Origin of the sequence: Bradyrhizobium sp. PUT101 (assembly GCF_052043945.1) — a bacterium.
In the GTDB taxonomy this organism is placed as follows: Bacteria; Pseudomonadota; Alphaproteobacteria; order Rhizobiales; family Xanthobacteraceae; genus Bradyrhizobium.
The window spans coordinates 1,954,499-1,979,526 of record NZ_CP197207.1 but is presented as its reverse complement, the minus strand read 5'-3'; the positions used below and the strand labels follow the sequence as shown (position 1 = coordinate 1,979,526).

Sequence of the window (25,028 nt, the reverse complement as noted above, 5' to 3'; positions counted from 1 at the left end):
CGTGTCGAGCCTTTCCAACATATTCTGGCTCGGCACCAAGGAGCTCCGCACGCTCGCGAAGGACCTGATGATGATCCTCTTCATCATCTATTCCTTCGGCTTCAGCATCTATACGCAGTCGACAGGAGCTGGCGAGACCGTCAACAACGCCTCCGTGGCGATCGTCGACGAGGACAATTCCAGCCTCTCGCGATCGATTGGCGGACTTTTCTATCCTCCCTACTTCCAGAAGGTCAAAACGATCGGCGCCGCCGATATCGATAGCGGCATGGACGAAGGTCTCTATACCCTCGTCGTCGTCATTCCGCCGCGCTTTGAAGCCGATGTACGCAAGGGGCGCGATGTCGAAGTTCAGGTTAACGTCGATGCCACCGCGGTCCAGCAGGCGTCCTTGGGCGCGGCCTATATCCAGAACATGGTGACCAACCAGGTCAAGTACTACCGACAGCAGGCGGAACAAACGACCGGGCTCTCCTCCGATCTCGTCGTCCGCCGTGCCTTCAATCCGAACGGCACGCAATCCTGGTTCCGGGCGATCGTCGGCCTTGCCGATCAACTGTCGATGCTGATCATCATCCTGACTGGCGCGGCGCTGTTGCGCGAGCGGGAGCACGGCACGATCGAACACCTTCTGGTGATGCCGTTGACGGCCTTCGAGATTGCCCTCGCCAAGGTGTGGTCGAACGGGCTGGTGATCATTGTCGGCTTCATTTGCTCGCTTTTGTTCGTGATCGAGGGCCTCCTCGACGTTCCCATTGCCGGCTCGCGCGAGTTGCTGCTGCTCGGCACCGTCATCTACGTCTTCGCCGCGGCGGCGATCGGCATCTTCCTCGGCACGCTCGCCCGCACCATGGCCCAGTTCGCCCTTCTGATGATTATGGCCGTGATGCCGATGATGATGCTCTCGGGCGGCATGTCGCCGATCGAGAGCCAGCCGCAGTGGGTCCAGTTCGTGACGTGGTTTTTCCCGTCACGCCACTATGTAAGCTTCATGCAGGCGATCGTCTATCGAGGCGCAGGTCTCGACATTGTTTGGAAAGAGTTCATGACAGTCTTGGTGATGGGAGTGACGTTTCTCGCCGCAAGCCTGAGCTTGTTCCGACGTTCGATTGCAGTAGTGCGTTAGAGCTTGGTCGATTCTCCCGGATCAATTGATATCACTTAACGAGCCAGATCGCTTCAGGATCAATCCCCCAGTTGCACTAAGCACCTAGTACTTCGGGCCGAAGCCTCCCGGACCACTCGGACCCGGCGGGCTGCCGCCGGGTCGCGCGGATGTGCTGTTCTTCAACTCCGCAGGCGTGACCTTGCAATCGGCATTCTTGTCGTACAGGCCGATGAACCGGCTTGGCTTGTCCACGAATTCGGAGCGGCTCACCTTTCCATCGCGGTTGTCGTCGAAATATCCCAGCTCTGCCTGCGCGAACATCCGCTCGACGCGACGAATAGCGGGGAATTCAGATCCGCTCAGAACCCCGTCGCGGTTCTGGTCGGCAAATCGGAACAATTGGTCCATGTATCTCTTCCATTCGTCGCAGCTGTACGTTCCGTCGCGATCGTAGTCCCAGACCGGCGGCCCGTCAGGAAAGGGATCGGCTCGGGGCGGCGGCGCGCCCCCCGGCGGCATTTGTGCATGAGGACGAGAGATCCAAACGAATGAGGATACGATGGCGACGAGCGAACACAGGGCGGCTCGGAGTGCGCGAGTCATGCGAGTGAACCAGAAGGTGGGACCAGCGTGATGGGCCGAGCAACCAGCCGCCAGCGGCGGCAATGTGGCCTCGGCCTGCGGCAATCGACTGTTATAAGTCGGCGAGAGTTCGGGACGGGTGAGAGGACCGCCGCTAGTTGCTCGGGATGCGTCAACGTCGAGGGGCCGAGGCGACGGTCCTCAAGCGCGAACATCTGGAAAATCCTGAGTTCGAACGAAGCGATGTTGTTGCGATGCAGCTCCATCAATCGGCGAGGAATTGCTGCGTATGAAGAATTGACGCGCATGAGCCAGATCACTTCACTTCATAAGCCATCTTGCAGCGAACCTTCTCGCAGGGGCCGTCCGATGGCTTCATCGTGCCGGTGCCGGACTATACCCCGGCCAGACCGTCGAACACCGGCTCTGCGCGCAACGGGCTGATTCCGACCAGGGCGAGGCAGGCCGCACCAATTCCATGCGCACCGCCAAGAATTCAAAGAGCATTTCGCCAATCCTGATCCGTAGAGCCCCGGTGCGTCCTATGCCCGGACAACCGCGGGATATTGACGAAGATGTTTATGGATGTTGCAGAGATTGCCTGAACGTTGCCGGGGCGCGACGGGCGGACAACGCGTCAATCGGTGATGAAGCCGATATCACCGCGACGGGCTCCGGTTGATCCTGCTCGGCCATATAGGCGATTGATGTTGCCGATGAGCGTGGCTTGCGGGTCGCTCGGCCCGACAAAGCCGTCATCCGGCCGCGACAGTTCTCTCGGACTCACGGCGCGAACGAGGTAAGGCGTCACGAGGACGACGAGCTCGGTCTGGTTATTGACGAAGTCCTGACTCCTGAAGAGCGCACCCAGCAGCGGCACCTGCATCAGTCCGGGCAAGCCATTCACGGCTCGCTTTGTCTGGTCCTGAATCAGACCGGCGATTGCCATGGACCCGCCCGACGGGATCTCGAGCGTGCTCTCGGCCCGGCGCGTCTTGATGGAGGGAACCGTCAGAGAGTTGGTCGTGTTGTCGCTCACCGCCTGGGACAAGGTGATCGAGTTCTCGTTCGAGAGGTCCGACACCTCGGTCATCAAGTGCAAACTGATGCGGCCTTCCGCCAGTACGACCGGCGTGAAGCTCAACGACATCCCGAATTTCTTGAAGCTGATCTGCGTCGTGCACACATGGGTCGTTGGGTCGCAAGAATACCCCGCGGGAACGGGAAACTCCCCACCGGAAACAAAGGTGGCGGCCTCTCCCGATATCGCCGTCAGCGTAGGTTCCGCCAACGTGCGTACGACGCCCGCCTTCTCCATCGCCCTCAACGTGGCCGTCGTTCCACCGGCCGACAGAGTCACACTGTTGCCATCGACAAGATTCTTGCCGTAGGCCGTGAATGGATTCGAGTTCGCCAGGCTCACAACCGATGTGCCTGAGCTGAGGCTCGTGCTGAGATCGACACCAAGCTGCTTTACGATCTCGCGTGAAATCTCGGCGACCGTCACCTTCAACATGACCTGGTCGCGGCCCCGAACCGCGATCGAGTTGACGACCTTGTCGGCCGCTCCCGTGAGGCGTGTAGCGATATCGTTGGCTTGCTGGGCCTCGAGGGGTGTCGCGACGGTGCCGGTCAGGATTACGCCATCGCCGACGCCGTCGATCTGGACATTGGCGGTGGGAAGAGCTTGCTTCAATGCGGCACGAACACCGTTCAGGTCGCGCTTGACGGCGATGTCGTAGGCGACGATCGACTGGCCGACAGTATCAAAGAACACGACGTTGGTTTGCCCAACAGCGGCGCCGATGATGTAGGCGCGCTGTGTCGATCGCAGCACGACGTTGGCTATCTTGGGATCCGCGACCAGCACGTCCTTCACATCGCGTGGAAGATCGATCACGATCGATTTGCCTATGCCGAGGGACACAAACCTCGCATCGGACTGGCTGATCGCGTCTCCTTGTCTCGCGGATTTGCGGTCCGCAGCGGCCGCTCCCGACGACGGTCCACAGGAAACAACCGCCAGAACGAGCAGCGCTGAAAGCCAGTGCCCGGAAGCACGCAGCGATGGTCTGATGCCGCCCTGCATAACGATTATCCTTGCCATCTCATCCTCCGAGGACGTCACGGGTTCCTCGCAGGAGCATGTGGCGACCAACGCGGATTGAACGTTGCGGGTCAGGCGTTCAGGCGCCTCCAACACAACTGAAACAAAATTGAGGTCAGCGACATGCGAGGGAAAAGAACGCCAACATTCCCCCCCAGCGGCAGGCACGAACCGATGGCTGGCAATGCCAGTGCCTTCGTATGACGCATCCGCTTCCGCACCAATACCGCAACATAGCCAGCCGTTGCCCGATGCCATAGATTTTGCGTTCAATGCGTGTCGAGTCGCTCGGTGAATCAGGGTTTAATCGCCCGCAAGAGCCTTTGCCGCGCGTGCTGGCCGAAATCGCGCGCTCGGGCGCAGGACGATGAGGAAACCATCTTCAAGCTTCTCTAAGCCTGACGCCGCCACTCGCCGCCGAGTTGGAAGCTGCAAGAAGCCGGATCGAGTGCTGATTGGGGTGGCAGAAGGCGCCACATTGCATCCGGGACAACAAACGGAATTCCCCAGTGTCGAATAGGTCGGAGACGGTGGCCGGCCGGTGCCGGCGGCATAGTCCGCTGATACGCTCGACGGCACGTCATGCCCGCACGAAGACTCCTCTGGCCTCTATTGTAATCCGGTGGCCCGTGACAGCAGCTCGGAGCTCCGACTTGCGATCGCGACATTCTGCACATGCCGGCGGCTCCAATATCCGTTACTCACCTTTGTCTCACCAGCGATACTTTGCGATGAGAGTCACCACACGTGGAGACGTGTATTGGCAGCCGCCCGAGACCGTGCAGGCCGTTCTCACCGTGTCGCCGATGTTCCTCACGTTGAGCGCCAGGGTGACTCCATTGTCCATCTTGTAGTGAAGGCCCGCATCAAACGTCGTGTAGTCCGGATTGACGATGGTGTTCGACTGATCGGAAAATGTCTTGCCATTGTAGCGAATGCCGGCGCCAAACCCGAAATTGGCAAGCGCGCCACTCTGAAACGTGTAGTCAGCATAGGCTGAGGCCATCGTTCCCGGCACGAGCACCGGCGCCTTGCCCGTATAACCATCATTGCTCTGCGTCACTCTGACGACTTGTTGAGTGTATGAGGCGATAACGTTCAGGCCCGGCAAAAATTCCGCGATGACTTCAGCTTCGAATCCGCGAGAATTGACTTCGCCAATCTGCACTTTGTAGTCGCTGTGCGACGGATCCTGGGTCAGCACGTTTTGCTGTGTCAGGTCGTATACTGCGCCCGTCAGCAGGACGCTGCGGGCGGGCTGAAACTTGACGCCGCCTTCATACTGCTGCGAGGTTGTCGGTTTGAAGGCATTGCCAGAATAGTCGACGCCCGTCGTTGGCAGGAATGACTCCGAGTAGCTGACGTAAGGGACAAGGCTGTCATTGAGCACATAGGATAGGCCGATGCGTTTGGTGAAGGCCGTGTCGTCCGAGCTGCTGCTGCTGGTCGGAGTCAGTAGATTGAGCGTTCGCTGTGTCGCGGTATCGAACCGACCGCCGATGGTCAAGAGCCAGTTCTGGAGCTTAACTTGGTCCTGCATATAGACCCCAACCTGCTTGATGCTTTGGTCGATACTTTGGTACGGGGTCGTGGGTGTCGCAACCGACACGCCGTAAGCTGGATTGAGCCTGTTGAGCGACGGTGCCGAACCGGTAAAGGTTCGATCAGACACGTTGTACATCAGGTAGTCGGTGCCGAGCAGGGCCGTATGTTGTAGCGGACCGGTAGCGAATGTGGCGGTCAGGTTGTTGTCGAAGGTCAGTGTGTCAGAACTCTCGAAGACCTCGCGCGCAACGCGGGAGTAGGTGGTCTGAGTGATGAGCGGTGTGCCCGAATACGTTAGATAGCGATAATCCAGATCAATATGTCCGTAACGTGCGCTCGCGCGCAGGATCAGGTCGTTGCTGAAGCGGTGCTCGAACTGATAGCCGATCCGATACTGTTGTTGGTCGAATTTGTTGAAACTCGGATCTCCAAGAAATAGTGGAAACGCGGAGACATTCGTGACTGTGGTGCCTTTCAGTGTGGCTACCGACAAAGGAAAAGCGTTTCCCGTCACGTCGTGCAGGTAGTCCGATAGGACGGTGAGGGTGGTATAGGCAGTCGGCTTCCAGGTTACCGTAGGCGCGATGAACTGGCGATCGTCCTTCACGTAATCCGAGAAATGCGCGATCTGCGCATCGGAGTCGCGGAGCAAGCCAGTCAACCGGTAAAATAGGGTCTTGTCCTTATCCACCGGACCGCCCAGGTCGAATGCGCCCTGGAAACGATTGTAGTTGCCCAGGGTGCCGACGATCTCACCGAACGGTTGGTCCGGCGGTCGCTTGGTGATGAGGTTGATCAAGCCGCCGGGCGCGTTCTGGCCATAGAGCACCGAGGTTGGTCCCTTCACGACATCGATGCGCTCCAGTCCATACGGCTCAGAGCGATACAGCGATGAGTACGTCGGGTTCGCACTCTCCCGCAGGCCATCGCGATAGTTGCCGTAGCCGTTGCTGTCGAAACCGCGCATGTACACGTTGTCATAGCGCGGGTCCTTGCCGCCGGGCTGAACGTTAACGCCGGCGGTATACTGCAGCGCCTCGACGACGGACGAAACGCCGCGAGCATCCATGTTGTCGCGGCTGATCACCGAAATCGACTGGGGTGTTGCGATAATTGGCGTGTCGGTCTTGGTGCCGGCGGAGCTAACGCTGGCAACGAAGCCGGAGATTGGATCAGTGCCGCGCTGGAAGACCGAAGGCGCGGACGATTGAGCCAACGGCGGGATCTGGGTCTGGCGCGCCGACTGAGTTGCCGTTCGCGTCGCTGGGATATTGCGGGCTGTGCGTTGTGAGCGAACTGGGCTGCGCCGGCTCTCGGTCGGATGCACGACCACCGGAGGAAGCGAGTTCGCGACCTGGTCCGCGGATTGCGCTCTGCCACGCGTGGGCGCGAGCACCATCAGCGCGACGACCAGTGCGGTGGATAGACACACCTGGAAACGATACCCGTGAAAGCCGGGCGGACCGAAGAGTTGCATTAGTATCCTCCGAGCCATGGGCTTTTGTCATGCCGAGTGACTGGAGACGCCGCAAACGAATTTCGCGAAAGCCGCGCAGTGAAGAACTAGAATCGCTGGAAAACGCGGCGTACGAACGAGTTTCGCAACAAGCAGAAACGTCGAGCGTCATTACGACGTAGACAGCGGCATTACGAAAACATTGCGTATAGTTGTCGCCCGGAAAAGCTGCAGATCGGCGACGACTCTGTCAGCCAGTCATGGCGCTTCCGGACCTGCACTCCGCAGGTCGCCTTTCAGCTCAAATTCGACACGCGTCATGCCCTTGGATTGCAAGCGGAACGTTTTTTGCGATAGCCCACTCGATTTCCGAGCGCTGCAGATCCCGAGATCGCGCAATGTCCGATCGTCGAGAGCGGCGGCGGCTCTTCCGATCTTTCGTTCCCGGCCCACATGGCGAGAGCCAGCCGGTCAGCGTCTCTCCGCCCGAACGTAACCAACTCCAACGGGTGCTTCGGTCGCGCGTCGGATGACATGGGCGCGATCGAACTTGACGACATTGCCGTTGCTCCCGGCCGTGCGCTGGAACGGATCTGCGGGAACCGCGAAGACTTAGCCGACGCCGCGTTCGGTCTGAACGACGCGTGGCGCACTCGGATCGACCTCCAGCCTGGGCCGCAGCCGCAGCATCTGAACGTCGATGCTGCGGTCGAAAAAGTCTTCATGAATGCGGGCCGCCTGAAGCAGATGCTCGCGGGTCAGGGGACGTTGTGGCGCCTCGAGGAACGCCAGCAATAAGGTGTACTCTCCCTTGCTGAGCGGGACCTCCGCCTCGCTGGGATCGATGAGCTTTCGGCCACGTCGTTCCAGCTTCCAGCCGTTGAAAGCGATAGCCTCCGCGCTCGGGATCGCGGGCGCGCGCGGCTCGTCCATTCAGCGCGAGCTAGCGCCGGCCATATCGCACGAGTTCGCCTTCGATCCCAACCGCACCGCGCTGTTCGGCCACTCCTTCGGGTTGCTTGGGCTTTACGCGCTCTTGACCCTGCCGACGCTGGTCCGTCGCTACGTTGCGGCCAGGCCGTCTATCTGGTTTGCACCCGATGCGCTCACGGAGCGACTGAAGACCTTTGCTGCGCAAGCCTGGCGCGTCGCCGCGTGCTCGTCACAGTCGGTAGGCTGGAGCAGGGCAGGATGTCGTCGGTGACGCCGATGCCGACGATTATGGATCATGGATAAGGCGCAACCGCATGAACGATGATGCCCGTGAATTTGTCGCCGTGCTCGCGCGGACTGGGGGATGCAGCGCTCGACGCTCGTTTCGGATCTTTGGGGAGGAAAGCCATGCCTCTGTTGTTCCGTCCGCCATCAGCCTTGTGCTCCGATTTGAGCTGCCGCCATGGTGATGCAGCAGCTTGCCGCGTCCGGAAATGCAACCTTGCGCACGGGCGTGGTGTTTCGGCCGGAGCCGCCTGCCGATCTGACAGCTTGAGAAGCAATCATGTCGGGCAACGGAGCCTCCTCGGGTTTCGGGGATGATTGGCTTCAATTTCGACGCGGTTCAATGCTTCTGATGAGGGTCGCGGCAGTTCACCCGTCTGCTAAGACTCGACCGCACTGTTGAAGGAGAAGGCCGGATAAGAGGCGAAAATGCGACCAGCCGAGCGGGCTGCCGTTGGCGAACACAGGACATACACGCCAGCACTAGGACGGATCAGCTGCGCATCTTGGCTCTTGCGGACGTGGACTGACGTGGACCCCGCTTGTTCGCTGTTGCCCGATCGGCGCGAGATGCGAATTGAGCGCTGGACCGGAGGTAAGTGGAGAAACACCCATATCGTCTCGCCCATGAAGGGCGGTTTGGTCGGAAGCGCAGCCCATCCCAGATCAAAGAACCCAAGATCAATTGACCCCGTTCGTCAAATCCAGCGATCAATGGATCGCCGCGTACATGATCTTCTCCTCGCTCGCCTCGGTCGCCGAAAACTCCTCGACGACCTTGCCCTGACGGGAGACCAGGATGCGGTCGGACAGGGCCATGATCTCCGGCAGATAGGAGGAGATCACGACCACCGCCCTGCCGTCGTCGGCGAGCCGGTTGATCAGCTCGTGGATCTCGACGATGGCGCCGACGTCAGCGGTTGAAAATTGGCGAGGTTCTTGTCCGGGCGACTGTTGTAGGGGTTCTGCATGTCTCCTCCCGTTGCATGGACGTTGGACTGGCGTTCAGAACGTCTGGTCGCGAGCCAGCCGGGTGCAGCGACTGCCGTGACGGATTCACAAGAAAGTGTTGCCGTCGCATTGCAACGTTTGTCCGCGCGACGATGGTGGGTGCGTCTACCAAGTAAGGAGCGCGCGCGAGCTGCTGGGCCATGACCGCCTCGACTCGTCCATTCGCGCATTCCGTCACTCTATGCGTGCCCCCCTAACTCTCTGCAGTTTTCGACGGGCGAATTATCAAATCGGTCAACTGACGTATTGTCGGGTGGCGATGCCCGGAAGAAAGTCGGCCATCTGTCAGCGAGCAAACCGGACCAGGCGTTCGTCCGATGAGTAACGATCCATCGAGGCGTGATCTGCGCTTAGACTGCCTGGCGGCTGTCGTGAGTCGCCAGCACCGCGGTGGTACGGCTCTTAATGGATGCACGCGTGCGCGCGCATTCCGTCGCTGCGCTCGTCTGCGCCCAGTCGCCTATGCAAGGAGCTAACCTATGGACACTGTCACTGCCTCGTCGTCCTGCACGTGCGTCCCGGACGCGCCGAACGCGGATGCCGTGAAGCATCCTCTCGATCCCTTGACGGCTGCCGAAATCGGCGCGGTGGTTCGGATCGTTCGCAATGATCCACAGTACGGTGCCGAGTTTCTCTTTGAGACGATCGAACTTCTCGAGCCTGAGAAATCACTCGTGCGTCAGTATAAGCCGGGTGATTCCACAACAAGAGCGGCGCGGGTCAATCTGTTCAAGGTCAGGGAGAATGGCATCTGGCGCCTGACGGTTTCGCTTGCGGAAGGGAAAGTTCTCACGTCGAAATATGTGCGAACGGCCAAGCCGATGATCCAGCTCGAGCAGTTTACGGCCATCGAAGACGCTGTTCGCGCGGCTCCCGAGTTCATTGCAGCTTGCAAGAAGCGCGGCATCGAGGACATGTCTCTTGTCTGCATCGATCCGTGGTCGGCGGGCAATTTCGACATTCCGGGTGAGGATGGCCGATATCTCGCGCACGTCTTCGCCTGGCTGCGTCTGCGGGAGAACGACAATCTCTATGCGCACCCAATCGGCGGCCTGAACGCTGTGGTCGACATCAAGACCTACGAGATCATCCGAGTCGACGACCACGAGATCATCCCGATTCCCAAAGCGGAGGTGAACTATGAGGCGGAGTTCATCAAGAACCATCGAACTCCCTACAAGCCTCTCAACATCGTTCAACCGGAGGGCGTTTCCTTCAGGCTTGACGGACATCGGCTTGAGTGGGATCGCTGGTCGGTGCTCGTCGGCTTCAATTCCCGCGAAGGGCTGACCTTGCATGACATCAGCTATGACGGACGGCCGATCGCGCACCGTGTATCGCTGGTGGAAATGGTCGTGCCATATGGCACCACCGACAAAGGTCATTTCCGAAAGAACGTCTTCGACATCGGCGAATACGGGATCGGCAAGCTGGCCAATTCGCTCAAGCTCGGCTGCGATTGCCTCGGCGCCATCTCCTATCTCGACGCACACCTTGCGACGATGGACGGCAACGTGGTCACGATCCAGAATGCGATCTGCATTCATGAGGAGGATGCAGGCCTGCTGTGGAAGCATTGGGACTTCCGGTCCAACAATGTCGAGTCGCGTCGCGCCCGCAGGCTGGTTGTTTCCTGCATCGCGACCGTCGCCAACTATGAATACGGCCTTTTCTGGTACTTCCACACCGATGGCTCGATCCAGTTCGAGCTCAAGGCAACCGGCATCATCAACACCGCCGCGTGTCATCCGGGACGGCCAGGCAAATACGGCAAGGAAGTCGCGCCCGGCGTCGTGGGCCACATTCACCAGCACATCTTCTGCGCGCGGCTGGACATGAACGTCGACGGCGACGAGAACAGTGTCGTCGAACTCAATACGCATGCCGATCCCTGGGGGCCGGACAATGTCTATGGCAACGGTTTCTACGAGGAGGAAACGGTTCTGAAGACCGAGCTGGGCGGTTGTCGCCAGGCGAACCCGGCGACGCATCGGGCCTGGAAGGTCATCAATCCCGGCCGCAAGAATTGGGTCGGCACGCCGACGGGCTACAAGCTCGAGGCAAGTCATCCGGTGACGCCGTTCATCCATCCCGAGTCGCCGTCGGGCCGGCGGTCGAGCTTCATCAAGAACCAGCTCTGGGTCACCGCCTTCGATCCCGAAGAGCGCTATCCGGCTGGCGAGCACATGAACCACTCGGATGGAAGGGGAGGTGTCTCCGATTTCGTCAGAAACAACCGGAGCATCGAAAACACGGATATCGTGCTCTGGCACGTCTTCGGCCTTCACCATCAGGTCCGTCCCGAGGACTTTCCGGTTCAACCCTGCATCTTCACCGGCTTCAAGCTGATGCCGAGCGGCTTCTTCGACCGCAATCCCGGTATCGACCTTGCGCCCGACAGGAACGCCGCAAGCTGTCATGCGCAGCCCGCCGAATAGGGCACCGCTCGCCGCCGCACGGCCCCTGTTCGTCGGACGGCAAGCGTGCGCAATGTCGGGGGCCCCGGTGGCCGTCACTCTTGCGATCTTTGTGAGCTCGGCCGCGCGTGTCCTCCCCGCGCTGCTGGCCATCCCGGTTCAGCAGGATCTGGGTTGGCAAACCTCCGACGTCGTCTGGCCGATCACGCTCGGCATTGCCGTCTCTGCATTTGCGTCGCCGCTTGCGGCGCATGGCCTCGTGCGATGGGGCGTTCGATCTCCGCTGTTCACCAGCCTGGTTCTCCTCGCGATATCGCTTGCGTTGACGACGCGCGCGACATCGCCCTGGCATCTCGTTCTCGCCTGGGGAGTTGGCGTCGGCTTCAGCGGATCGCTGAGCGCATCTATTCTGGGCGCCATGGCCGGCAGTCGTGGAAGCGCGGCGCATTGTGGCACGCGCTTTGGCGTCGTGATGTCGATTCAGATCCTCGGATCGATGGCGGGGCTGCTGTTCGCATCCCGTATGGTGGAGGCTACCGAATGGCGCACCGCCTTCCATGCCGCCGCAATTGTTGTCCTGGCGACGGCCTTCGTGGCATTCCTGCTTGCCTCCGCATCCAGGCAGGGCGCCGAACCGCATCGGTCAGCATCCAGCCCGCACGCGCTTTCGTGTTCGGAGAGGAGGAGTTGGCGGTTCTGGGCGCTGGCTGTGATCTTCTGCATCTGTGGCGCGTCGACATCCGGCTTGATCGACGGCCAGATCGGTATCCTCTGCATGAGCGCGGGTCTCGGCCTTTCGTCGAGCGCCGACGTGATCGTCATCGTCCTGCTCGGCGGCGCGATCGGAGGTGTGGCGAGCGGGTATCTCGCGGACCGCTATCCCGCACGAATGCTGCTGGCCGCCTACTTTGTCGCCCGCGCGTTCGTCCTGCTCTGGCTGCCGTTCACCGGCCTCAGTCTTGTCGAGCTGGCGCGATTCGGCGCGCTCTATGGCCTCGATGCGGCGCTGACGTTTCCTGCGCTCGTGAGGTTGATGTCCGCAAATCTCGGCAGTCGCGGCATCGGCCCGGCGATGGGCTGGATGATGGCAGCGCACGTGACGGGAGCCACTATCGCTTCCGCCGGCGTCGGGGCCCTCGGCCTTGCGGACTACCTGGTCGGCTTTGCATGCGTTGGCCTCGCCTGCCTCGTGGCGGCCGGGCTCGCGATGCTGCTGAAGGGGGCCTCCGGGAAGGAGAGGCTATCCAGCTGATGCCGTCGCGGGACTGGTCAATCGCCTCGTAGCTTTCGGGATCGTCGCGACGGGTTCTCCGCCAGCAGCAGTCCTTCGGACACCGCCAAGGCCGCGAGCCGCGTGCGCGAATCGCAGCTCATCTTGGCGAGGATGTGTTCGATATGCGTGGAGACCGTACGGGGCGATACGAAGAGCTGCTCGGCAATGTTGGGATTTGAAGCGCCGCTGGTCACGAGGTGCAGGATTTGAATCTCGCGGAGCGAGAGATTGTACGGCCAGCGAATACATTCTTCCGTGATCAGGAGGATGTTTCCCCGGCAGGGCGTGATCGTGACCTGATGGCAGCGGCCGGCCTCGTCGGGCCAGATGAAGCGTTGCGGCTTCGAGGATTTGGCCTTTTCCAACACGAGCCGGCGAAGCTCTCCGCCTTCGCCGAGATGCGGCCCCGGACTGCGGTTGGGCAGGTGGAATGCGAAACCGTTCGGCGAGACGGCGAGGGCGTATGAGCCCGGCGCCAGCTCATCGGCCAGAAGCTGTGGCGCTCTCAGCTGATCGCAGATGTTGAGCAGAATCGGGCGGAAGCGCTCCGTCATCTCGCGGCGCTCGTCGGTGGCGTGCGCCTCCCTGGACCAGCTCATATGGATGGCCCCAATGTAGCGGCCATCCGCGACGCGCAGGCACATCGTCGAACCTTCGCTGAATCCATCCGGCATCAGGTATTCCTGGGCGGTGAATGTATCCGGCAGATGGAGATTCCAGTCACGCCTGTAGTCTCGCCAACGCAGTGAGTGCGTGTCCTTCTCGCGCGCGATGGCGTAAGCCGGGCAGGCGGCAGGGAATCCGTCGAGCACGTAGGCCATCGTTCTGTCCGTGTATCCGTCGTCGGCCAGAGGGCGGTGGGTTCGGGATATCGGGTCCATCGCCACAAGGGCGATTGCCTCGCTCCGCACGAACTCGCGCAACAGACGGGTGACCTGGGTCGCCTGATCGATGATCTGATCATTCAGGGCTGCCGCCGGCGCGTCGAGCCGTACCGTTGCTGACATCGCATGGTCGATCGCTGCCAATTTCACGGTGAGCCTCCAGCTCGTGAAAGATCCTGCCGACGGTTCGTGATCGAATTCTTTTTCTTGGCCGTTGACGATCGGTCTGCTCGGCCGATTGCAACCTCAGAGCAAGGACCGCGCCAACCAAGGCGAGCTGCCGCATCAACACGGTGGATTCTCACTCCGCTGATCCGATCGTCCGGATCGAAAGCAAACACCGGGCTGAAAATTGCAAGTGCATGTTAGAAGCGGTCGCTCCTTTAGTCAAAGGAGTGTCACACTTGGTCTCGTTCAGGGCCAGCATTCCTGACGCAAGCGGACCCGCAGCGCCGCCGATTGATGAAATTCTGGGCTTGGCTTGCTGCGCAAGTTGTCACCCCGAGCCCTTGTCTGCACCTGCGGCGTAGTTCTGGACCGCTCCGGGCCCTCCAGATCCGACTCCAAAATCGGTCAGCTGACGTATTGCTGAAAATCGGCAGAAAACGGAGGCTTTGGTCCAGGCGGTTCGATCGCATCGACACGGGTCGGAGCCGCTATCACACGTCGGCTGACAGCGCCGTCTTAGCCCAACAGGAATCCGGCCAGGTCCCGGTCGCGATGCCGAGGACACGTGCGCTCGATTGCAGGAGAGGTTACTTAGATGGTTTCCCAGCTCACCAGACGCTCAGTGACCGCGGGCATCGGCGCGGCCGTCGCCGCACCATTTGTTGGACGAACGGCATTTGCCGCGCAGCCGATCGTTCTCGGCGTTCCCTACTGCCAGACCGCCGCCGCCGGCGTTGCGGATCATCAGGACTTTCTGAACGGCACGACGCTCGCGATGGAGGAGATCAACGCCGCTGGCGGCATCCTCGGCAGGCCACTGAAGCTGTTCACGACGGACATGAATGTTCTGTCGCCGGAATCCTCCAAGCAGGCGCTCGCCGCCTGTGTGGACGCCAAGGTCGATGCGATCTCCCTCGCATTCACGCTCGTCCCGCTTCCGGCGATGGACGCCACCGTGAAATACAAATGTCCGTACATCAACGGCAACGCGCAACGCGCCGGCACCTCTGCCGTCAAGGAGCATCCGGACAAGTACAACCATATCTTCCAGTTTTGCCCGTCGGAAGTGAACTACGGGTGGAGCTATGCTCTCTGGCTGGAGGACGAGGAGCGGCGGGGCGTCTGGAAGCCGAAGAACCGCAAGGTTCACATCATCCAGGAGCAGATCGGTTACTGCCAGACCATTTCGCGAGCAGCGCAGGAAGCGATCAAGCGGCGCGGGAAGTTTGAAGTCGCGCGGATCACGGACATCCAATATCCGGTGCAGGACTGGGCGCCGGTCATCCGCGAGATGAAGGAAGTCGATGCCGCCGCGATCATGGTGGACCATTGGGTGGCCGCCGAATACGCCGCCTTTTGCAAGCAGTTCGTGGCGAGCCCGGTGCGCGACTCGCTCGTGTATCTCCAGTACGGCCCGTCCCAGCCGGAATTCCTCGAGCTTGCCGGGTCGGCTGCCAACGGCTTCGTGTGGGGTACGACCATGGGCATCTACGGCGACGAGAGAGGTCTCGCCTACAGGCAGAAGTACAAGAAGCGTTTCCCGGGCATAGCCGGGCTCGCCTACACCGGTATAGCGTATGACCAGACCTACTATCTCAAGAAGGCCTGGGAAGCTGTCGGCGATCCCCGCAAGTTCGGCGAAGTCTGCAACTGGATCCGTGCCAATCCTCAGCGCGGCGTCTGCGGCTACGTCGATATGGGCAATCCCTACCAGGAGGCACTCCACTTTCCCGACAATGGCGGCGACGAACTGCAGGCACACAAGCTCGAGGCCGGCGTCGCGCAACTCTATGTCCAGGTCCAGGGTGGCGAGCACAAGATCGTCTATCCCGGTCCGGTCTCGGAAACGAAGCTGATCTCAGCGCCGTGGTGGAGCTGATGCTCAGGCAACTCTCCTCCAGCGAAAAGGCCGAACAGGGCGGCAAGCCCATCCTGTTCTCCTGCAGCGGCATTTCACTCGACCTTGGTGGCCGCGAAATTCTCCGCGACATCAACCTGCACGTCCATGCCGGTGAAGTGCTGGGCATCATCGGCCCGAACGGTGCGGGCAAGACCAGCCTGTTCGAGATCCTGTCCGGACGGATGCGTCCCAAGAGCGGTGCGGTCCTGTTCAAGGGTGAGAACGTCACCGCATTGCCGCTCTATTCCCGCTCGCGACTGGGGATCGGCCGCACATTCCAGACCCCGGTTGTCCCTGACGAACTGACCGTCGGCGAAACATTCAAGGCGGCGCGCCAGGCCTACCATCCGTTTCTCACCAGGTTCGACGCGGAATATGGCGCCGACCTCGTTGGCCTGAAGGTCAGCGACGACACACCGGCAACGCAGCTCGAAACCTTCAACCGGCGCAAATTGCTGCTGGCGTGCCTGTTGATGCGTCGGCCGTCGCTGCTGCTGCTGGACGAGCCGGCGGCGGGCCTGATCAATTCGGAGGTCGACGAGATCGACACCCTGCTGCGCATCCTCGCCAAGGAGATGAACATCGCGATCCTGATCGTCGAGCACCGCATCGAACTCCTTGGGACGATTTCCGACCGCATTCTGGTCATGGATGCAGGGGAGGTCATCTCCGAGGGACTGATGGAGGATGTGATGGCTGATCCGAAGGTTCACGCGGCCTATTTCGAGGATTTCAGCGAAGAGGGCGACGCATGAACATCGCCGTGAACAATCGCGCCGCCGGCGGTCCGGCGCGTCGGCCCCAGCGCGAGGTCCTGAACGTCAAGGGGCTGTCCGCTGGCTATGGGCCGGTCCGTGTCATCCATGATCTCGATCTCGTCGTCCAATGCGGTGAGCGGATCGGCATCGTCGGCCTGAACGGTCACGGCAAGTCGACACTGTTCTACGCGATTGCGGGGCTCACCGGCTGGCAGCGCGGCTCGATCAGGCTGAATGGCAAGGAAGTCGGTCGCACGCGTAGCCAGGGGCCGGGACGCTATACCCACGAGATTGTGCGCGCGGGCTTGGCCCTGATACCCCAGGGTGACGAGATCTTCCATGGCCTGACCGTCGAGGAGCACCTCGATTCCGGAGCCTATACAGCGGTGGCCTGGCGCGATCGGGCGGCGCGCAAGCGCCGTATCCTGGAGATATTTCCCCCGTTGCGGAAGCTGATGGAGGTGCCGGTGGGGCGCCTGTCGGGCGGCGAACGGCGCATGGTGTCGATCGGCCGGGGCCTGATGACCGATGCGTCGCTCTTCCTCGTCGACGAGCCATCGCTCGGGCTGGCCCCCAAGATCGGCAAGAGCGTGATCAATGCACTGATGGACGTCAAGCTCGGGGACGCCGCCATGATCATCGCGGAGCAGAACGTTGCCTTGCTCGAGGGACGGGTCGACCGCGTCATCGGCATGCATGTCGGCAAGCTCAAGGGCGAGGCCTCTGCGGCTCTCGCGTTGAACGTTCATCGAAAGGGCTAAGACGTGGATATCTGGTTCGTCGTCAGCAACACGATCGTTCTTGCCTGCATCTATGGCACGCTCGCGATCGGCATTTCGATCACGTGGTCGAGCCTCGGTCTATTGAACCTGTCCTACGGTTTCATCTTCGCGTTCGCGGGCTACGGCGCTTGGCTGTTCTCCCAGCATCTCTCCGCCTGGGGCCCTGCAGTGCTGGCCGCCGGAATCCTCGCCGGCGCGCTCGGGGGCGTGATCATCTGTGCGATTGGCTTCATACCGATCCACGACAAGCCGAATTTTACCATTCGCGGCCTGGTTGCGACGCTCGCGATCAATCTGATCGGCACGCAATTCCTGCTCTGGTGGTTCGGTCCGCGCTCGAAGAGCCTGCCCGAGATCTTCGGCAACTGGTCGGTATCACTGCCGGGCGTGGTCTTCACGGCGGACAAGGTTGGCAACGTGGTAACGTCCATCCTGATGCTGGCGATCGTTCTCAGGTGGATGCAGTCGAGCCGCCGCGGCCTCGAAATCCGCGCCATGATGATGAATCCTCATGCGGCCTCCATCGTCGGCATCGGCGTGCGGCGGACCTCCTTCTACGTCATGGGTATCACGGGCGGATTGGCGGGTCTCGCGGCCGTCCTGCTCTCCCAAACCTACTACATCTCCCCGTTTGGTGGGCTGATGCCAATGATCAAGGGCGTCAGCATTGCGCTCTGCGGCGGACTCGGCAGCGTGCGCGGCGCCGTCATCGCCGCGATCGTGCTCGGCCTGAACGAGGCGCTGACAGGCATGTTGATCGGTGGCCGTTACGTCCTCATCACCCAGTTCGTCGTGATTATCGTCATCCTCTTGGTCCGTCCGCGCGGCATCGCCGGGCTTCTCGACAAGGCAAGGGAGGCCTGAGCAATGTCCGGTGATAGCGGCATGAAATGGCGCAATCCACTCTTCGTCTGGGGTGGCAAGCGCGACGTGGAAGAACTTCCGACCATTCCGTTCCGAAGCCATCAGGAGGTCTGGGAAAGCGCCCGTCAAGCGAAGACGAAGCTGAACCCGGTCGGACGCCTGCGCTACTACTACAAGTGGCCGGGCCATGGCGGAATGATGTGGAATCGTCTTCGCTACTGGCCGACGCGCCGCCGGGTGCTGCGCCTGCGCGGGGAATACAATCCCAAGACGCTACGCGCGGAGAAGACGATTGTCGACAAGCGGCCGATCTGGTGGGTGCTGGGGCTTCTTGCGCTGGCGATCGCACCGCTGTTCACGCCCGTCGATCTGCAGAATACGCTGCTGACGGCGGGAGCCACGTTCGGCATCTATTCCGCCATCAGCCTTTGCTGGATGCTCATCATGGGCACCGCGGGTGTCTTCTCGCTCGCCACCTATGCTGTGGTCGGTACGGCCGCCTTCGTTACGGCACTGCTCGCGGTCAAGTTCGCGCTGCCCTGGTGGTTGTTGCCACCCATCGGCGCGCTTGTGGGCCTGGTCTTCGGCGGGATCATCGCGCTGCCGGCCACGCGGCTGGATGGCTTCTACTACGCGCTCCTCACACTCGGGCTCAACGAGCTCTGTCGAGTGTACTTCGTCACCTCGAAGGAATTCGGGTCCGCCAACGGCGGCTTGTATGGCGCAACGACCTATGTGCCGGAAGATTGGTCGCAGTTGGGTCAGCTGCTCTTGGCGTACTACGCCTGCTTCGGTCTGACGCTGCTCGCGTTGCTGCTGTACCGGTTCGTCAACGGCCGCAGGCTTGGCCGAATCCTTCGCATGGCGCCGGAAAAGCGCGAGGCTTTCGCCGAGGCGACCGGAGTGAATTTTCGCCAGGCGCGTATCTGGGTGTTCCTCATCTCCTCGGCCGCGCTGGGCTTCATCGGCGGATTCTATACGTCGAATTTCGGCGGCGTGGCGTTCTCGATCTTCAACTTCGACACCGTCCTGCTCGGCCTCGCCATGCTAGTGATCGGCGGCGTTGGACGTGCGGAAGGCGCGGTGGTCGGTACCCTCATCGTCGTGTTCTTCGATCAGGTGCTGAACACATTGGGGCCGGCGCGCTTTATCATCATCGGCCTCATCATGCTGCTGGTCGTTCTTTACCTGCGCAACGGGCTGTTCGGGATCAAGGCGCAGTTCCGTGCCTGGCGCGACAAGAAGAAGAGCGAGCGGAGATCCACGAGGGCGGAGAAGGGCGGCGAGATGCTGCCCGAGGAGGCGACCGAGATCGACGACAAGAGCCTCATCTATCAGCGGCGCTACGACAAGATGACCCGCGACCATCTCAAGACGCTGGTGTCGCAGGAGCTCATCGAGGAGCATCGCCATTCCCTCAATGGACAGCACAGCGAGGCGCTCGAGCGGCTTCTGATCTATTTCCGCACCCGTCCGCAAGTGGAGAAGTACGCCATCATGGCCGTGGAACGCTTCGAGGGGTACCGCATAGTGGCGCTATCCGGCCATCGCGGCGTAGCACCGCGCGTGGTCGAGGACAGGATCTACTCGACCCCGGACGAGGCCTGCCACGGCGTCTTCATGCGGCGCGTTCAGGACCTGCTGGAGTCCTGAACTGCTCGAATTCACGAATGGAGCCGTGTCCGGCGTGCACGGCGGACATTCGAGTGACCATGATCAAAGGAGTTGGTGGTGACACCGGTCAGGCTATTTGGCTACACGGACAAGATCTCGGTCAAGCCGGGCGAAGCTATCCAGTTTCACGTCAGTGCAGAGGGAACGGATGCCGCCGAGGCGCAGCTGGTGCGCCTGATCCACGGCGACGAAAATCTCGCCGGACCGGGCTTCGTCGAGGAAGAGGTGGCATGCGACGCGAACGGCACGTGGCGAGTCCAGCGGCAGTTCACGCAGGTCGGATCGTTCCTCGAGGTCGATGATCGCGAGGGCTGGCTGGCCTTCAAGGGCAGCTTCTCTCTGTTCGCTTTCATCCACCCGACCTGGCCTGCATCCGGAAAGCGCCAAACCATCATCGGCCGGTGGGACGGCGACCTCAAGCAAGGCTATGGGATCGGCCTTGACGAGAACGGCCGTCTGCAGTTCTGGATCGGACGCGGCGGAGAGGCGGTCGAGTCCCTGACAGCCGATGCGCCGCTGCAAGTGCAGATGTGGTATTTCGTGGCCGCGACCTTCGATGCCGAAACTCGGCACGCGACCCTGTATCAGGTTGGCGTCGGCAACAGGTACAACGGCCTGCTGGGCAAGGTTGCGCTGCTCGATTACGATTGCCGGGGCACCACGAGCTTCCAGGCCGGGCCCGCCAACCCCTCCGCGACTCCGTTCCTGATGGCGGGGTCGTGCGGCCGCGACGCGCAGCAGCGTGCATGCGTGTCGGAACTCTATTGGGGCAAGATCGACCGGTGCGGCGCGTTTGACCAGGCTCTAAGACCCGCCGAGCTCGACACGATCCGGACCGGCCTTGTCCCCGCGATGGAAAGCCTGATCGCGTTCTGGGACACGAGCGCAGGATATACCGATCGCGGCATCGGCGATCTCGTGGTCGACGTCGGGCGGCATAAGTTGGATGCCCGAGGATACAACCGGCCGGTTCGCGGCCAGACCGGCTGGAACTGGCGTGGCTTCACCGATTGCTTCCGGCTGGCGCCGCACGAGTTCGGGGGTATCGAGTTTCATGCCGACGCGCTGACGGATTGCAATTGGAAGGCGACCAGGATCGTCACCCTGCCGCGCGGGCTCAAAAGCGGCTGCTATGCCATGCGGCTGCGTTCCGGTAGCGGTGAGGGCTTCAGCGAGGAGCACGTTGTCTTCTTCGTGCGGCCGGAAAAACCGCGGGCGCGCATCGCATTCCTGTTTCCGACGCTGACCTATCTTGCCTTCGCGAACGAGCGCTTGAGCTTCGATCATCCGGAACGCGAAGCATTGACCGGTCAGCCGGCCGTGCTGTCCGACATCGATATCGAGATGTACGAGCGAGTCGATTTCGGGCTGTCGACCTACGATACGCACGCCGACGGCAGTGGAGTTTGCTACAGCTCCTATCATCGTCCAATCATGAACATGCGGCCGAGATACAGGACGCCGAGCCTTGACGTTGCCTCGGGATTGGCTGCGGATCTCTCGATCATCGCATGGCTCGACCAGAGCGACTTCGAATACGAGGTCCTGACCGACGAGGACCTGCATCGCGATGGATCGGCGGCATTGTCGCCCTACGCCTGCGTTATCAGCGGCGCGCGGCCTGAATACTACACCGAGCGCATGCTGGACGCGACCGAGGACTATATCGCCGACGGCGGCCGCTACATCTATGCGGGCGGCAACGGATTCAACGCCACGGCAGGCGTTCGCGATGGCGAACCTTGGATCGTGGAGTGTCGCCGACGTGATGACGGGTACAAGCCGTGGATATCGCGCTACGGCGAGCACTACATGGCCACGGACGGGATGCGCGGCGGCCCCTGGAAAGTGCTCGGACGGGCAACCCAGAAGCTGGTCGGGATCGGCCTAAGTAGCTCGGGCGGTGGACGAAGCGAACCATACCGGCGGATGCCGGACAGCTATCACCGCACCGTGTCCTGGATCACCAAAGGTGTCGATGGCGAGATCATCGGCGACTTTGGCCTTGCCAACAACGGCGCGGCGGGGCTGGCTCTCGATTACTACGACCGCGCCCTGGGCACACCGCCGCACACCAGGATCATCGCATCGTCGGGGGGGCACACCGACAGCTACGTCGTGAACCAGCAGCTCGTTCTCTATTCCTATCTCGGCCTCTATGGGTCGTATGACTGGCGCGTTCATGCCGACATGACCTACTTCACGGCGCCGCATGGGGGAGCGGTGTTCGCGTGCGGCTCGGTCGCGTTCGCGCAATCCCTGCCGGTCAACAATTTCAGAAACAGCGCGTCCCGCGTGCTGGCCAACGTCGTCGAGGCGTTCGTCGGGACGGGCAGGTTGCCCGGATTTGCCTGGGTCAATGAGGAAAAGCAGTGGGCTTGAAACATTCGTCACGGGATGCCGTGCCGGTACGCCCGGCCGGGACCGTTCGCGACAGACATTTGCAGAAGGCGCGGAGTTGAGCATGCTGCCTCTCGAATACGACAGGTCTCAGGACCGCGACATCATCGTCCGGGATCGCTTCGACGGCTTCCGCCGCGAGTTCCTGCGAACGCTTGTGACGCCCGAGGTGATCGATGAGCACCGGCGGTCGCCGCTCGGCCAACACAGCGAGCGGCTGGAGCGACTGCTGATCTATTTCCGCCAGCGACCATTGGATGAAAGATATGCGGTCAGGGTCGTCAAGCCGTTCCGCAAGTATCAGGTGGTCAGGCTGTCGGGGCATCGGGGCGTTCCCCCGCGCGTGGTTGATGAGGCCATCTATGCGTCGGCGAACGACGCCTGTCATGGCCTATTCCTGCGCTGCATCCGAGATCTTCTCGAAACCTAGAGCTAGCTGCAACACGCTGGTTGGGGCCTGAGGCCTCGTCCAGCTTCTCGATTGGAAACTCCGCACCATGGCGCAGATCAAGATATTCGGCTACGCAGATAAGATCTCGGTGAAGCCCGGCGATACCATTCAGTTCCACGTCAGCGCCGACGGCACGTCGACGGCTGAAGCCCATCTCGTGCGCTTGATCCATGGGGATGAGCATCCGCACGGTCCGGGATTCATCGAGGAGGAAATCGACTGCGTCGCCAACGGCACCTGGCGGGTCGAGAAACAATTCACGCAGGTCGGATCCTTCCTCGAGGTCGTCGATCCCGGCCGCAAGCTCGCGCTGGATGGCAGCATCACGCTCTGTGCATTCATCTGGCCGACCTGGCCGGATGTCGGGCATCGTCAATGTCTGCTCGGCCGCTGGGACAATGACAAGAATCACGGCTACGGCCTCGGAATCAATCCGAGCGGCAGGCTGGAGTTCTGGGTCGGGAACGGGAACGAGGTCGACTATCTGCACGCCGAGCTGCCGCTGCAGAAGCAGGCCTGGTATTTCGTTGCGGCCACCTTCGATGCCCGAAGCGGTCGTGCCACCCTCTACCAGGAGGGGGTCGTCAACCGTTACAACAGCCTGTTCAGCAAGGTCGCGCCGGTCGAATATCGCTCGCATGTGTCGGAGGTGTTTCGGTTTCGGCAGACCAACCTGGCCGATACGCCGTTCCTCGTGGCCGGCTCACGCGACTGGCACGCGCTCCGAGGCCATTTCGTGTCGCAGCTCTACTGCGGGAAGGTCGATCGCTGCGGCGTGTTCGATCGGCCATTGACTCGCGAGGAGCTCGACGCGATCCGCTCGGGCGAGCAGCCTCCATCATACGGCATGGTGGCATACTGGGACACCACGAAGGGTTACACCGATCATGGCATCGGCGATGTCGTGGTCGACATCGGACCAAACCGTCTCGATGCGAGCGGCTACAACAGACCGGTGCGCGCGCAGACCGGCTACAACTGGAACGGCCGCAACGACTGCTTCCGTCTCGCCCCGCATCAATACGGCGGCATCGAATTCCATGCCGACGCGATGATCGACAGCAACTGGAAAGTCACAAAGGCGCTCGAGCTGCCTGCAACCCTGCGCAGCGGCGCCTACGCGATCAGGCTGCGCGGCGGCGACGGTAAGGGCTTGGCCGAGGAATACATGGTCTTCTTCGTGCGGCCTCGCGTCCCGACAGGGCGTATTGCCCTGCTGTTCTCCACTGCGACCTATCTCGCCTATGCCAACGAGCGTTTCGCAACCGACGGCCACATCGTGCAGCCGATGGCCGGTCAGCCGCCGACGATCTCCGAGGTCGATATCGAAATCTACGAAAATCCGGAGTTCGGCGGAGGTTGCTACGACTCGCACGCGGATGGCGCCGGCATCTGCTACTCGAGCTACCATCGCCCGATGGTGAACATGCGGCCGAAATATCGGATCTCGGCGTTCGACCTGCCCTGGAATTTTCCAGCGGATCTCTCGATCCTGGCCTGGCTTGAGCACAAGGGATACGACTACGACATTTTGACCGATGAAGATGTTCATATGGAGGGTGTCGCCGCAATGGCTCCCTACGCGTGCATCCTTAACTCCAGCCATCCGGAATATCACTCCGAGCGGATGCTCGATGCGCACGAGGATTATATCGCCGGTGGCGGACGCTTCATCTGCATGGGCGCCAACAGCTTCTGCTGCAATGTGGCATTTCGCGACGACGAGCCGTGGATCATGGAATGTCGTAAGACCGGTGGGCACTGGATAGCCTGGGCGGCACGACCGGGCGAGTACTACCTCGCCACGACGGGGCAAATGGGCGGAATCTGGACCGGCTTCCAGCGCTGGGGGCAGAAGCTGGTCGGCAATACTTTTGCGGGCGAGGGCTTTGCCCATAGCCAGCCTTACCGGCGGATGCCGGACAGCTATGACCCCGCACTGGCCTGGATCACCGAGGGGATCGAGGGGGAGCTTATCGGCGATTTCGGCCTCGGCAACGGTGGAGCGGCCGGCATCGAGATCGACTGCTACAAGCTGGGGTTCGGCACGCCGCCCAACACCAAGATCATTGCTTCCTCGGGTGGTCATCCGGACAACTACATCGCCCACGACGAGGAGGGGACTCACGCGCATCAGGGTTTCAGTGGGACGCACAACTATATCCTGCGGGCCGACATGGTGTATTTCGAGGCGCCGAACAACGGCGCGGTGTTAGCAACCGGATCCATCGCATTCGGCAGTGCCCTGCCGATCAACGGATTCGAGAACAACGTCTCGCAGCTTCTGGGTAATGTGGTGGATGCGTTCGTCAAGCCGGGGCCGTTGCCTAGCTCGGTAAGCAAGTCCGGAACGAAGGCAACGGGCGTCAAGCGTCTTGCCGTCTAGTCGGCATGGGAAATTAGATATCATTGGCTGGATTTAGCTCCAAC

At 61.4% G+C, this 25,028-nt stretch carries 15 protein-coding genes and 2 pseudogenes; 11 read left to right on the top strand and 6 right to left on the bottom strand.

Annotated features, from left to right (window positions below; all coding sequences use genetic code 11):
- The first annotated feature begins 1 nt into the window (after window position 1).
- The gene (locus ACSHT2_RS09700; protein ID WP_440641362.1) at window positions 2–1,126 is read left to right on the top strand and encodes an ABC transporter permease; all 1,125 of its coding nucleotides are present in this window, start codon (window positions 2–4) and stop codon (window positions 1,124–1,126) included.
- An 84-nt stretch (window positions 1,127–1,210) separates the two neighbouring features.
- On the opposite strand, the gene ACSHT2_RS09695 is transcribed toward ACSHT2_RS09700, so the two are convergent.
- The 5 genes and pseudogenes from ACSHT2_RS09695 to ACSHT2_RS09675 all read right to left on the bottom strand — a co-directional run.
- Window positions 1,211–1,711 (bottom strand): EF-hand domain-containing protein, encoded by a 501-nt coding sequence (locus ACSHT2_RS09695; RefSeq protein ID WP_440641361.1) that lies wholly within the window; start codon window positions 1,709–1,711, stop codon window positions 1,211–1,213.
- Window positions 1,712–2,327: 616 nt separating this feature from the next.
- On the bottom strand, window positions 2,328–3,797 hold the full coding sequence (locus ACSHT2_RS09690) for a type II and III secretion system protein family protein (RefSeq protein ID WP_440641360.1): 1,470 nt from the start codon (window positions 3,795–3,797) through the stop codon (window positions 2,328–2,330).
- A gap of 712 nt (window positions 3,798–4,509) precedes the next feature.
- Window positions 4,510–6,819, bottom strand: coding sequence for a TonB-dependent siderophore receptor (locus tag ACSHT2_RS09685; RefSeq protein ID WP_440641359.1), 2,310 nt, complete (start codon window positions 6,817–6,819; stop codon window positions 4,510–4,512).
- A 591-nt stretch (window positions 6,820–7,410) separates the two neighbouring features.
- Window positions 7,411–7,729 (bottom strand): annotated as a pseudogene (locus tag ACSHT2_RS09680) (winged helix-turn-helix domain-containing protein); the annotation flags it as partial.
- A gap of 998 nt (window positions 7,730–8,727) precedes the next feature.
- Window positions 8,728–8,931 (bottom strand): annotated as a pseudogene (locus tag ACSHT2_RS09675) (sugar ABC transporter ATP-binding protein); the annotation flags it as partial.
- A 575-nt stretch (window positions 8,932–9,506) separates the two neighbouring features.
- On the opposite strand from ACSHT2_RS09675, the gene ACSHT2_RS09670 reads away from it, so the two are divergent.
- Window positions 9,507–11,465: a primary-amine oxidase gene (locus ACSHT2_RS09670; RefSeq protein WP_440641358.1), complete on the top strand. Its 1,959-nt coding sequence runs from the start codon at window positions 9,507–9,509 to the stop codon at window positions 11,463–11,465.
- A gap of 67 nt (window positions 11,466–11,532) precedes the next feature.
- On the top strand, window positions 11,533–12,696 hold the full coding sequence (locus ACSHT2_RS09665; protein ID WP_440641357.1) for an MFS transporter: 1,164 nt from the start codon (window positions 11,533–11,535) through the stop codon (window positions 12,694–12,696).
- A 17-nt stretch (window positions 12,697–12,713) separates the two neighbouring features.
- Here ACSHT2_RS09665 and ACSHT2_RS09660 read toward each other — a convergent pair whose 3' ends face one another.
- Window positions 12,714–13,745 (bottom strand): response regulator transcription factor, encoded by a 1,032-nt coding sequence (locus ACSHT2_RS09660; RefSeq protein WP_440641356.1) that lies wholly within the window; start codon window positions 13,743–13,745, stop codon window positions 12,714–12,716.
- A 619-nt stretch (window positions 13,746–14,364) separates the two neighbouring features.
- Between ACSHT2_RS09660 and ACSHT2_RS09655 the strand changes: the two genes are divergently transcribed.
- The 8 genes from ACSHT2_RS09655 (at window position 14,365) to ACSHT2_RS09620 (ending at window position 24,984) form a co-directional block, all read left to right on the top strand.
- Window positions 14,365–15,648: an ABC transporter substrate-binding protein gene (locus tag ACSHT2_RS09655; protein ID WP_440641355.1), complete on the top strand. Its 1,284-nt coding sequence runs from the start codon at window positions 14,365–14,367 to the stop codon at window positions 15,646–15,648.
- Window positions 15,648–16,424 carry an ABC transporter ATP-binding protein gene (locus ACSHT2_RS09650; RefSeq protein ID WP_271529227.1) on the top strand — a complete coding sequence of 259 codons (777 nt, stop codon included), beginning with the start codon at window positions 15,648–15,650 and terminating at the stop codon, window positions 16,422–16,424. Before ACSHT2_RS09655 ends, ACSHT2_RS09650 begins: the two co-directional genes overlap by 1 nt.
- A complete protein-coding gene (locus ACSHT2_RS09645; RefSeq protein WP_440641354.1) occupies window positions 16,421–17,188 on the top strand; it encodes an ABC transporter ATP-binding protein in 768 nt (255 codons plus the stop codon). The genes ACSHT2_RS09650 and ACSHT2_RS09645 overlap by 4 nt, the downstream gene beginning before the upstream one ends.
- A gap of 3 nt (window positions 17,189–17,191) precedes the next feature.
- Complete coding sequence (locus tag ACSHT2_RS09640) at window positions 17,192–18,073, top strand: branched-chain amino acid ABC transporter permease (RefSeq protein WP_440641353.1); 882 nt, start codon at window positions 17,192–17,194, stop codon at window positions 18,071–18,073.
- Between the two features lie 3 nt (window positions 18,074–18,076).
- Complete coding sequence (locus tag ACSHT2_RS09635; RefSeq protein ID WP_319339121.1) at window positions 18,077–19,726, top strand: branched-chain amino acid ABC transporter permease; 1,650 nt, start codon at window positions 18,077–18,079, stop codon at window positions 19,724–19,726.
- Between the two features lie 78 nt (window positions 19,727–19,804).
- Complete coding sequence (locus ACSHT2_RS09630; RefSeq protein ID WP_440641352.1) at window positions 19,805–22,129, top strand: N,N-dimethylformamidase beta subunit family domain-containing protein; 2,325 nt, start codon at window positions 19,805–19,807, stop codon at window positions 22,127–22,129.
- Between the two features lie 82 nt (window positions 22,130–22,211).
- Window positions 22,212–22,577: a hypothetical protein gene (locus ACSHT2_RS09625; protein ID WP_440641351.1), complete on the top strand. Its 366-nt coding sequence runs from the start codon at window positions 22,212–22,214 to the stop codon at window positions 22,575–22,577.
- A 67-nt stretch (window positions 22,578–22,644) separates the two neighbouring features.
- A complete protein-coding gene (locus ACSHT2_RS09620; RefSeq protein ID WP_440641350.1) occupies window positions 22,645–24,984 on the top strand; it encodes a N,N-dimethylformamidase beta subunit family domain-containing protein in 2,340 nt (779 codons plus the stop codon).
- Window positions 24,985–25,028 lie beyond the last annotated feature (44 nt).